Annotated in this window: 9 protein-coding genes; 1 reads left to right on the forward strand and 8 read right to left on the reverse strand. The window is 32.0% G+C overall.

All coding sequences use genetic code 11. From position 1 onward, the window contains the following. Nucleotides 1-112: 112 nt before the first annotated feature. Entirely contained in the window at nucleotides 113-1,141 is a 1,029-nt protein-coding gene (locus tag ACREVX_RS09900) for a 3-deoxy-7-phosphoheptulonate synthase (RefSeq protein ID WP_431544030.1), read from the reverse strand. A gap of 230 nt (nucleotides 1,142-1,371) precedes the next feature. Next, nucleotides 1,372-2,010, reverse strand: a complete 639-nt coding sequence (locus ACREVX_RS09905) for a hypothetical protein (protein WP_431544031.1) — start codon at nucleotides 2,008-2,010, stop codon at nucleotides 1,372-1,374. A gap of 353 nt (nucleotides 2,011-2,363) precedes the next feature. Between ACREVX_RS09905 and ACREVX_RS09910 the strand changes: the two genes are divergently transcribed. Beyond that, nucleotides 2,364-2,729 (forward strand): YopX family protein, encoded by a 366-nt coding sequence (locus ACREVX_RS09910; RefSeq protein WP_431544032.1) that lies wholly within the window; start codon nucleotides 2,364-2,366, stop codon nucleotides 2,727-2,729. A gap of 98 nt (nucleotides 2,730-2,827) precedes the next feature. Here the strand turns inward: ACREVX_RS09910 and ACREVX_RS09915 are convergent, their stop codons facing one another. The 6 genes from ACREVX_RS09915 to ACREVX_RS09940 form a co-directional block, all read right to left on the reverse strand. Further along, nucleotides 2,828-3,880 (reverse strand): glycoside hydrolase family 130 protein, encoded by a 1,053-nt coding sequence (locus tag ACREVX_RS09915; RefSeq protein WP_431544033.1) that lies wholly within the window; start codon nucleotides 3,878-3,880, stop codon nucleotides 2,828-2,830. Between the two features lie 26 nt (nucleotides 3,881-3,906). Continuing rightward, complete coding sequence (locus ACREVX_RS09920; RefSeq protein WP_431544034.1) at nucleotides 3,907-4,854, reverse strand: DUF1861 family protein; 948 nt, start codon at nucleotides 4,852-4,854, stop codon at nucleotides 3,907-3,909. 60 nt (nucleotides 4,855-4,914) lie between these two features. Next, nucleotides 4,915-6,498 (reverse strand): hypothetical protein, encoded by a 1,584-nt coding sequence (locus tag ACREVX_RS09925; protein WP_431544035.1) that lies wholly within the window; start codon nucleotides 6,496-6,498, stop codon nucleotides 4,915-4,917. A gap of 32 nt (nucleotides 6,499-6,530) precedes the next feature. After that, on the reverse strand, nucleotides 6,531-7,307 hold the full coding sequence (locus ACREVX_RS09930) for a hypothetical protein (protein WP_431544036.1): 777 nt from the start codon (nucleotides 7,305-7,307) through the stop codon (nucleotides 6,531-6,533). Nucleotides 7,308-7,488: 181 nt separating this feature from the next. Further along, nucleotides 7,489-9,768, reverse strand: coding sequence for a T9SS type B sorting domain-containing protein (locus ACREVX_RS09935; RefSeq protein ID WP_431544037.1), 2,280 nt, complete (start codon nucleotides 9,766-9,768; stop codon nucleotides 7,489-7,491). A 44-nt stretch (nucleotides 9,769-9,812) separates the two neighbouring features. After that, nucleotides 9,813-12,146, reverse strand: a complete 2,334-nt coding sequence (locus ACREVX_RS09940; RefSeq protein ID WP_431544038.1) for an AraC family transcriptional regulator — start codon at nucleotides 12,144-12,146, stop codon at nucleotides 9,813-9,815. Between the last annotated feature and the right edge of the window lie 52 nt (nucleotides 12,147-12,198).

Here is a 12,198-nt window from a genome sequence, read left to right on the forward strand (position 1 = left end):
CCTCTGATCTAAACTTCTTAAGATATTCAGATGCTGATCTATTCATTTCTAGTGAAAAATCAGACTAAGTTTATAATATGTGTGATGATCTCACTTATCCTACATAAATCTCCTATAAATTTTCTGCTATATTATAAATTAATTTTTCTGTAGTCTCCCATCCTAAACATCCATCTGTTATTGATTTTCCATAAGTGCCACTACCTACATCTTGTTTACCTTCTACAATATAACTCTCAATCATAAATCCTTTTATCATTTTTTTAAGTAAAGAATTATCTTTCCTACTCATTAACACTTCTCTGGCTATTCTTGGTTGCTCTTTATAAAGCTTCATTGAATTCGCATGATTAGTATCTACAATAATAGAGTTATATAAAAATTGCTGTTTTTCATATTCTTTAGCAATATTAATTAAATCTTCATAATGATAATTAGGAATGTTTTTACCGTAAGAATCTACAGCCCCTCTTAAAACAGCATGTGCAAGTGGATTTCCTGTTGTTTCAACCTGATAGCCACTATATATAAAAGTATGACCATCTTGCGCAGCTTTTATAGAATTTAACATTACAGTTAGATCTCCACTAGTTGGATTCTTCATGCCTACAGGCATATCACTACCACTTACTGTAAATCTATGTTGCTGATTTTCTACAGAGCGAGCTCCAACTGCAATATACCCTAACAAATCTGAAAGATATGTATAATTTTCTGGATATAACATTTCATCTGCGGCAGGCATATGGTATTCACTTAATGCTTTTATATGAAGTTTTCTAATTGCCCTGAGTCCTGCATCCATATCCGGTTCTTTATTTGGATCTGGTTGAGATGCCATACCCTTATATCCTTCACCCGTAGTCCGCGGTTTGTTTGTATAAATCCTAGGTATAATAATTATAGAATCTTTTACTTTTTCCTGAACTTCTGCAAGCTTTCCTATATATTCACACACTGAGTCCTCGTTGTCAGCCGAACATGGTCCAATTATAAGGATAAACTTATCAGATTTATTCTCGAAAACTTTCCTTATCTCCATGTCTTTATTTTTTTTAATTTCTTTAATATAACTTGGTAGAGGCATTTCTTCCATAATTTCTGCCGCCGTAGGTATTTTCTTTATATATTTCATACTCATATTATATTTTCCTCCCTTTACACTAATATTACATTCAACACAAATTCATAAACCTTTCCTCTACAGGATGGTACAGCCTCTGAAATTTTTCTAGATACGTAAAAATTCCGTTTGCCTCTAAGAATTTATAAACACATTTTATTTCGTTAATGAAGTATATCATAAATTTAATTGATTATGGTAATCTTTATGCTTGTAGTCTCGCTTGTATATTCTACATGCGTGGGCCATCATTTAAACTTGCTAATTTCATCTAACATTAATATATTTAGTTTGTTTATTGTTTTTCTTTTCTCCATTAGTTGCTTTATTATTTCACCTCTGTAATCTGATTCCATTAATTTAGCTTTAAGTTCTATGGAATTACAAAACTCATATATTTTTTTAAATTGTACTATTGTTTGCTCAAACTCTTCATCAAAATTAACCAAATCTTTATTCTCATATATCATGTTTAATGACTCTAATTGATATTTTATTATTGTAGAAAACTGTATCAACAGTTGATCTGACTTTACTTTATAAATATATAATAATAACTCTGTATAAATTCTATTAAGTGTGACATTATCAAAAATATCTAGATTTACTCTACTATATCCTAATTTCTTTTTTAACTTCAGGTTAAATAATTTTCTTAAAAAATTATTATAACCTTTCGTAGTCCATATTCCATAAACTAAGTAACTATTCTCTATTTTTCTAAAAAAATTATTTATTTCTTCACTATTTACAAACAATTTTATTTCTTTGTCCATTCTAGTTAACCTAGTTTTATCAATCACTTGAAAATTCTTTCCATAACTTGAAAATAATTTACCCTCTGTAGCACCTCTTATATTCTTTATACACATCCACATATCTGACATTAAGGATCAACTCCCAAATATATATTAATTTACAACAATATTTTTTAGTTTTTTATATTTTTACCTATATTGTACACATTATACTATGTAGCTTTATATTACAACAAAATTACTAGCTAAATTATAAAAATATTGCGTTGGGTTTCCCCTAAGTGCAGTATTTTTTTGCTTTAAATTAATTAATTGCTATATCTAGTAGTTGCATAAAAAAACAGTATACGCTACTATTAAATCATCTCCTGCGCAGCTGCAATATTATTCGACATATAGTTTGATTTATAATTATGGAAATTATTAAAAAGTAATTTATAAGAATTTAACAAAGTTATAAAATGAAAGGTTGGTAGTTTATAATGAAACAATTAAAATTTAGAGTTTGGGATAGTTTAAAACATGATATGCATAAATTGCAAGGCATGACTTTTGATTCACAAAATTTCCTTCCTGAAGCCTTAAAGCTTCCTGGTTTAACTTGGAGGCCTGTTGAGGAATTTGAATTGCTTCAGTGGGTATACTTATCTGATAAATCTGGAGTCGATGTATATGAATGCGATTACATTGAAATTTTATCTCTTGTTTATATTGTATTATGGAATGACACCATAACAAATTTTCAGTTACAAGCATTAGATGGATCTTCGAACCGTAGTATTCTTGACGTAGCGCTTGGAGATATAGTCGGCAATAAATTTATAAATGCAGATTTACATAACAAATAGTCTATTTTTTAAAATAGACTTTATACTCGAAAAGGAACGGTTAATCATTTTATATACAATCTAAAACAATTAACCGTTCCTTTTTTATTTTACTCCTGTTACTTCTTAATTTTTAGATTTTCATAAACATCAGCCATAGGTATTTCAGCATATGCCATATAAGTATCTGCGGCACCATAGTAAATTTTCACAATGCCTTCTTCATAAAGATTACCACAGGTGAAAATTACATTACCGAAAAAGCCTTTTATTTCATATTCTTCCACGGGTTCCATTAAAGGTACTTCACTTCTTGCAATAACCTTCCATGGCTGATTTTTATCCAGAAGCACAGCACCAAGGCAATACCTATCATTTTTATCAGCACCATGATATATTTCAAGCCACCCTTGCTTAACCCTGAATGGTACCCCACCTGCACCAATTCTTCCGTTATCCCAGTAATCTTCTCTAGATCCCATAAGATGTCTATGATTACCCCAGGTAATCATATCGCTAGACTCTGCTATCCAAATATCATTTTTACTAAACACCCCTGATGTTGGCCTATGCAGTGCATAATACTTTCCATTTATTTTCTCAGGGAATATTGCAATATCCTTGTTATCAGGTTGTAAAATAACACCCTCCCTTTTAAAGAGTTTAAAATCTTCAGTAGATGCAAGGCATGCAGTAATTCCTAGTGGCGAGATTGCACTATAGCTTATATAGTATACTCCCTCCACTTTACTGATTCTGCAATCCTCTATCCCATATGCTTCATATTTATTTTCAGGGAAAAAGCTGGGTTTATTCTCAATAATAAAATTTACTCCATCCTTACTTCTAGCCACTCTTAGATGAGAAATTGATGTTAAATACATTGTATCTTCAGTCTTTATCACTCTGGAATCTGTAAAGTCATATTGGAGTGAGTCCTTTGGAAATTTAATTGATTGCAAACTTTTTTTAAAAGTATCGTAAAATGGTGACAAATATACATTCGGATCAGTATTTAGCGGACGCTCCGCAACCCTAAGAAGTAAAATCACCTCATCATCCATCCGAATTACGCCTGCATTTATTACACATAGAACTTCATAATCTGCTCTGCTTGGTTTTACATCATTTGGTTTAATTATTGGGTTATTTTTAGACCTTAATGTTGCCATTTACATTCCTCCTAGTGTTTTCCTGCTTATTTATTTGTGCTTTCATATTCCACGAATGGATCATCAATTAATATCTTATGTGATTCCGCATCACTAACACCTACATATATCTCTGCCATTGCTCCTTCAATCCTATTAATTCCTCCGCTAAAAATTACATCTATTATATCTTTTCTTTTGTACTCTCCAGGTTTAAAGTTCTTTCTTGTGGCTATAAGTTTAATGGGTGAAGCTTTTTTAGTTTCAAGATTAAAGGAAAAGACCATAGCATAATAATGTCTATCCATTATTTCATCAAAAGAAGCAACATGTCCAAGCACTCCAATTAATCCATTATTAAGTACATGTAATTCATTGGCTCCCCCCCACTCTTCATCTACGAATTGAGATTCTAATAGTTCTGCATTAGATATTACATCGGCATTTAATTCCTCTAAAGAATTTATTATATTAAATGCAATTTTACCTCTTCCAAAAGTGTCACCTTGAGGTCTAGTAAATACTAGAATTCTTCCCCCAGATAATTCTAATAATCTAATATCCTTCATTAAATCAGGTCCTACAGCAAATTTCTGAAGGCTGTTTATATCTGCTCCCCTATAAAAGACAGTTCTGTAGGCTAAACACCCTTCTAATTTAGGATGTGGAAATATCTCCACTCCTCCTAGAATAAGTTCTCTACAAATCTTTGTTGCAAAAGGATCTTGAAGATTAAGTTTTATCTTTCTCTCCGCCATTTCCCAGGTTCCATCTACTTCTCTAAAGAAATTAATTTCTGATACTTCACTATCTCTAGGCTCTACTCTTCCAGCAATTATAAGTTCACCATCATCTTCAAAAGGTTTTGTTATATTATATACATCTCTTCCCTGTACCCCTAGAAACTTTAGTTTTTCGCCTAATACATTTACATTTTTCCCATAAAATTCAATTAATAGATCATTACAAGTCTTTAGTTTATGAGATTTTTTCATTTTACCACTCCTATATTTAATTTTCTTTTCATTAACTATTAGCAATCGTTTAATTCTATATTATTGTAACTTTTTCATATGCTGTACCTCAACAGTTTTAACTTGTGCTGAAGCATCTATACCACCAGATACGAAAAGTATCAAATGAACTTTGTGTTTTCCTGTTATATTTTCTGATGCTAACACATTTTGTATATCATATTTTTGCATACCATTACTAGCCGTATCACCTTGGATGTAAAACTCCTTACCAAGATCTTCTACTACTAGCTTGACTCCCCATGATCTAGTTAATGATATTAGATCTACACTTAATAATGGTTGTCTATCAAAGTCTAAATCAAAAGTATTGCTTGAAGCGGGTCCCCACGTGTTTCCTGGTTTTACTGCAAATATTGCATTACCACTAGTAACATCTTTAGTTACAGTTATACCCTCCCCTATCCATAAAGCCATATCATCTGCATTAGCAGAAATGGCTTTTTCTCCTAAAACATTTCTTATATTTAAATCAATGCAACTTGAATATTTTAAACCCTTCACTGTTTCAATACTAACATTGAGTGTTTTCTTCCCACTTTCATACTTTGTTGTATCAATGCTTAAGATTGATGGAATACTATTACCACTAAATACATTTTCACCCGAAAGATCAACTGTTACTTTTTTCAAAACATCATCACTCGGTACATTGATATCAATATCAAGAGGTATAGTTCCTGATACTTCCTGACCATCTGCATATCCATTGATATTAATAGATGCAGTTTTATAAGTTACAGTTTTTCCATTTATCTGTATCTTATTACCTGATAGTGTAATTTTACCACGCGCTGGTACCACAACAATCTGAGCGGCTTTATCTGCTCCAAGATTAAAAGTTGCATTACCTGTTACTCCAGTTGCTATAAAAGTCTTTGTTACAGCGTCATAGAGATCTTTTGGTTTATTTCCAACTTGTATTTTAACTCGTTTCGCTTCTTTGAGAGGATTATAATACAAATATGTTGGGTAAGCATCTTTATCATGTCCAATATCTGTCTTTAACAAATCAATTTGTAATATTTGAGGAACATTTGTCTTGTGAATTATTGAAGAGAACAAGCCTACAGGAGTAGAACTGTAAACTCCGAAATAATCTGGAGCATCTCCTGTTGCATACGGTTGCGTCTCACCTTTATTTCTTACCCCTTCATAAGCTATAAAATTAAATTTATCTTTTTTCGCTAAATCATAATTACTTTGCATATTACTTGGTAACCCATCTGGATAAAATAAATTAGCATTATTCGCTACTTGTAATAAGTATTTTCCAATGCTTCTACTATACTCAGGTGAATATCTTGCTACTGGCGCTATTTGTCCAGCAGTAACAAAAGTATTCATTGCAAAGGCATATCCTCCTGTATCTGTTGTACTACCCAAAAGACCATTTGCATCATACTCTCCCCATTTGCCAGTAATGCTTCCCCATCCTGATCGTCTATCTGATGTTGTTGAAAAAACCCAATTTAAAAATTTACTAACTGGATAGTTTGTACCAGTTTCTGCATTCATTCTTGCAGCAACATACGGTCCATAAGATCCAACAATTTCATATAATGGGTTAAATTTAAAATTACTTGCTTGTGTCATGCATTTCATTGCAGCCTCTAAATACTTTGCCTCTCCTGATTTTACATAGGCATATATTCTATATATGCAACACCAATTGAAGCATCAGGTTCCAAGTGGTCCGAACCCACCGCCGTCATATCTTTAAAGGAAAATCCTTGTTTATCCCAATTATTGTCCAAAACCTTTAACGCCTCAAGCCAACTATTATTAACATCTTTCATTTTTTCTTGAATTGTAGTCTCTTTCGGATAAAGAGATGCAATTTGAGAAAACAGAATAGTTGGGTATAAATCATACCAAAAGCTGTCAGTTGAATCTAATTTTGAGGGATTATTTGAAATAAATCCTCTTCCATCTTCAGTTTTGCTGTAGTAGGTCTCAATCATTTTAACCCAATTCTTATTTCTAAATTTTGTCATATTCTTACCCATAAGGCTTGCTCCTAATACTGCAGGAAGAGTTGCTACACCTTCACCATAACCAGGAGTAGCATTTCGACTCCAAGAGCTACTTAAATAACTTGGCATAGTAAAAGTTTCTCCAATAAATCCTCCAGTAGATGGCGTGTTAACATTAAATGTTTTTATCATTGGAAAATCTGTTCCTTTAGCTTTTGTATTAAAAGCTAAATCATAAAAATCATTAGCAGTTTTATTCCAATCCCGGATATTAAAAGGACTGGGTATATTAGGCCAAGCCTCTACAGTAGGAATGTCACTTTGACTATTACTATCTGCTTTAACAATATCAGTTCGTATTACGTTTTCTATAAGCGTAAAGCACATAGAAAAACTTAGTGCAACACTCATAAACTTCTTTAGTTTCATTGATTTCACTTATAATTCCCCCTCCTAATGATTAATTATCAAAAAATTTCATCTTGCTTTTATAATTTAATTATAACGATTACATTAAAGACAAAACAAGTTCGATATTTTACAAATACTAATTTGTTAAATATTTATAACAATCTTGTTTTTAACACTTACTGTTTTGTTATAAATTCACCTCTAAGTCTCATTTGCGGAGGCCAGCCACTTTTAAGGCTGTAAGAGTAAACACATTCCAGGAAAATACTCGCGTAGAGGGCCACCAGCAATCTACCACAGATAAATCCGTAGGTAAAAACTCATGACTAAAGGGCTCATCCCAGTTTAAATTAATTTCCGCCATAAGCCGTTTTTCAATACGCTCTTTTGCAGGTTTCCAGCCATGCTTCATTCCACAGACGTATGCCATTATTTCTTCTCTCATCCAACTGCCGCCGTTACAATAAACACCATTCTGCCAGATAAATTCAGCATCCCAAGGCTTATCTTCATCGGAAAAGTATTTGTTTTCCACATGACCGAGGAAAAGGGCACAGTCACCGGTAACAGGAACAAGGTCAAGGGTTTTTATTACGACTTCACTACTTAACATAGGCTTGCTAAAAAGCCACAAGGAAACAAATTCCGGCATGAGATCACCCACGGAAATAGTGTGAGGATGACACCGGTCATTGAGAATATAACCTCGAGACGGATCATAGAAATTACAATAATCATCAATTGACTTTTGAATCCACTGCTCACTTATAGGTAGCCCAAGATCGCGTGCTACTTGCAATGTGACCGCCCAAACACCTTGACTTACCGATATGTCAGAAGTTTTTTTGTCTCCCGTATAGTTTGTAACATCGTTTTCTCCCAGCACAAAATGTGCCTGACATATTCCAGTTTTATTAGGATCAAATTCCTTGCAGCAAAATGAAAATGCCAGCTCTACTTTTTCTATTGGTGGATTAATTCCGTATTTATTTTTATTAATAAGTGCCCACCAAAGCCACTGGCAAGTTGCTTCATTCCCTTTTACTTCAACGCTACCCATATAAGGGGTAACAATTGTTCCAATACAACCACTGGCAAGCTGAGTTTTCCCCCAGCGGTCAAAAATCTGTTTGGAAAGATATTCATCATCGATTCCACAAATACTCCAAAACGAATCGCGGTTATACATATCTGGTGCGTAATTGATGCTGGGCACATTATGAGGTGTAAAGTCCACATCACTAGAAATCCATGTAAGCATTTGCATATCTGCAAACAATATTTTTTCAACATCACTTCCATAAAATCCAAGCCCTTCTGCAAGACGTGTCTGACTCGCCAAACGTAGCTCACGAATTGAGTCCAACCGTTGTGCAAAAATAAACACTGTTTTACTTGACTTGCACCCTATTTTCAAAGGATGGTATGGAATTTCTCTTCCAACATGCCTTGTTACCTTAAGGCTGCGGATACGAAGCAAACCTGCCTGGCTAACTCTCGACTGCCATATTTGTAAAAGCGAAGGCAGGTTTTCCGTATCAGAGATGAAAAATGTATCCTCGAAAGCTAGCCAAGATTCACTGCCCCAAGGCAAATCATCCTGATAATGGAATGCCTGAATCTCTCCTTTAGGATTACCTTTTAAAACCTTAAGATGCAGAGGCGCTGTAGCCTTATATTTAAATGAAACTTCATAATATCCATCTTCCAATATGTATGGCAAGTAGCATCCACAAGATTTTTCACCGTTAATTTGAAGTTCTTCATTTCTAAGTTCAATAGTGCTTGTGTCCATAGCAATCCACTGATCTTGCCGCAAACACTTTATATCGATTTTAGACCCTTGGCTATAATCGGATAAATTTCCAAACTGAAGATTCACCCTGCCATCTTCTATGGTAAGTAACCTTGCGTCACATATTTTTCGGATTGCTGTAAACCCCTTTTTATTAAAATGTGGACGTCTACGAGTGTTACGTGTCCATAGATTTCGGTGTCCAGCATCGGTTAACAAACCTACCGCTATATTTTCTTTTGAAAGAAAACCAGCTGCTGGGTAGGTACCGTGTACAATCCCTTCACTATGATTGAATTTGTCAAAGCTCCAATACTGTAATGCTGGCTCTGTGGGCGTAATGCTGCTTAACACCGAATAGTATAGCAAAGGTATGTTTGGTTGAAACAGACTGATTTCTTTTTTTAAAACACGTTTGTTTACAATACTGTATTTAACCTCCACCATTATATTAGTTGTAAGCATTTCGCAGTAATAGTTACCTGTTAGCCTAACCCATCCATCACCCTCCTCGCACTCGTCTGCTTTCCATCCCAAAATAGTTTCGTGATATGAGCGGTCTTCATTTTCAAGTTCAATAAATAGTTCCCCACAAAAGTTCGTTGCAATAATCTTTAGGTCATAATAAACTTCTAAAAAAAACTTTCCACTTCCATCCTTTTCTACGTTGTAAGTTAATCCAGTAACATTCATTTTATTTCCTCCTAGTAGAGAAAGACAACTCTCGTTGTCTTTCTCTATTTAACCTCTTTATTTTCTTTTCTAAATTCATCTGGAGATTTACCACAATACTTTTTAAATACTGTATAAAAATACGTACTATTATTATAACCTACCATCTCTGAAATCTTATAAGCCGTATAATCAGTTTTTATTAGTAACTCCTTTGTTTTTTCAATTCTTAATTTCACAATATAATTTGAAATTGAAATACCGATACTGTGTTTGAACAAAGTTCTTAGATAATTGGGTGAAAGACTTACTATTTCAGCTAGAGTATTAATAGAAATAGTTGAATCACCAAAATTTTCACCAATGTATTTTATTATATTACTTATCACGTCTGCATGTTTCGTATCTTTTTGAGCTTTAAAAGCATTCAATATTTTATTGAAAATATCTTTAAACGATTGTTCTATTTTATCCACTCTATCGAATGTTGTAAACATATTATTTATTGATTTATAACCAAAATCAAGTTGTGATATAACAAATGAGTCATCGCTAACTTCAGTTTTAAAACACTTTAAAACTACTAAAGATAACTGCGTTAGGGCTAGTTGCATCTCATCATAAGAAAATTCACTGATATATATTATAAAATCATTTAAATTTTTATTTAAATCATGTTCATCAATATTTTTAAATGAATCTATAATTTGCCCCTCTATATCCTGAGGATATACATAAATTTCCCTTTGTAATTGTGTATAATTTACTATTGATTTGTACCCATGAATAACCCTGTAATTTGTACATTCAAATGCATTGTCATACAAATACCAGATTTGGCTAACATCTTGCGCACTATTAGATACCCCACCTGTTATAGATATTGATAAACATTTTTCTACTGCATTTTGAACCTCAATCATAGTTTTGTTAATTTTTTCTAAATTAATTTCAGATTCATTATGATTAATTATAATACTTATGTTATCTTTTCCTGCTTCACATACCTCTAAAACTTCGAAGACATTTCTAAAAACCTCATTGCAGATATTACATATAGCATATAACAATAACTTATTGGCTTCTTTATCATTTTTTTTACATAAATTAGAGTAATCATCTACCCTAAAGACTATTACAACAAAATACTTATAATCAAATTTAACTTTTATATTTTCAAGAGATTTTTTTATATACTCTATATCATTATAATCACTATGAATTAACTGATTTAATACAATCTTTTTCATTACTTCAGAATCTAAATACGATAAATTAGACTTATCTATATTTCGAAGTAAATATTCATAGGTATCATACAAATACTCAAGTTCACTTACACCTGATATTTCACCATTCTTGTTATTAGATCTGATTTTTTTTATTAATCTAATGATAGGTACGTATATATTATTTGTAAATATTAGAGAAATAAAAATACTTATGAAAATGAAAAAACATATTATAAATATTGCACTATGTTGTATGGATGCAGCTTTTTTTACTAATGCATTATAATCGCTTACACTAATGAACGTCCATTGTAAATTCGCCCATTTTTTATAGTTTATAACAGTCTTTCTCCCATCTACTGTGTCAATAGAAATACCACTGCTATTATCTGAGTTTAAAATTTTTTTTATAAACTCATCATTTTTCATATTAGTATTTATTTTTTGTTCATCTGGATGTGAAATTACAATTCCATTATTATCAATAATAAATATCTCATTTGATTTATCATTATCTTCTGAAGTAACAACTTTTTGAAGTACTTGTTCGTCTAAATTATAAACAAGTAAAGAAGTAATTCTTTTATCAGTATCCTTTTGCATAAAAATCAGTGAAATTATGTTAGTGTTTTGTTTTTGCCCATTTAAAGTATAAGTAGCCTTCCTTGGCAATAGAAAAGGCATTCTTGAAGGTTCATACTTATCTAAACTTTTTAAAAATTCATTATCATAAAAATCATTTAAATTTGCAGCCGTAGATAAATTTGAGAATATTAAATCAGATTTAACATTATATAAATAAATTGAACTTATAAAATTATTTGATTCTTTAATATTAGACAGTTGTTTAGAAATTCTAGCATAATCTGTTGCAGTAAGATCTGTCCCCTCAAGTCCCTGCGTTAATACGGAGTCCCCTATATACTGTTGGTACATGTATCCAAATGTTGAAACCCAATATGTCTCTGTCATTTTATAAGATTGATATAGCATTTTCTCATTATTATCTTGTATTTGTTGTAATGTATTTGCCTCAAAACTCCTATAAAGAAATACAGATAATAAAGACAATAAAGTTGTCCCAACAATAATATATGAAACAATTATTTTTATTAAAAGTGAATTTTTCCTGAAAAACAATCTCTTTTTTAACCAGAATTCTCCCATTATTATCACCTACTTATACATTTTCTTATGTTTTAATTATAGCACATTAGAT

Source organism: Clostridium sp. (assembly GCF_050717545.1).
Lineage (GTDB): Bacteria > Bacillota > Clostridia > Clostridiales > Clostridiaceae > Clostridium_AD.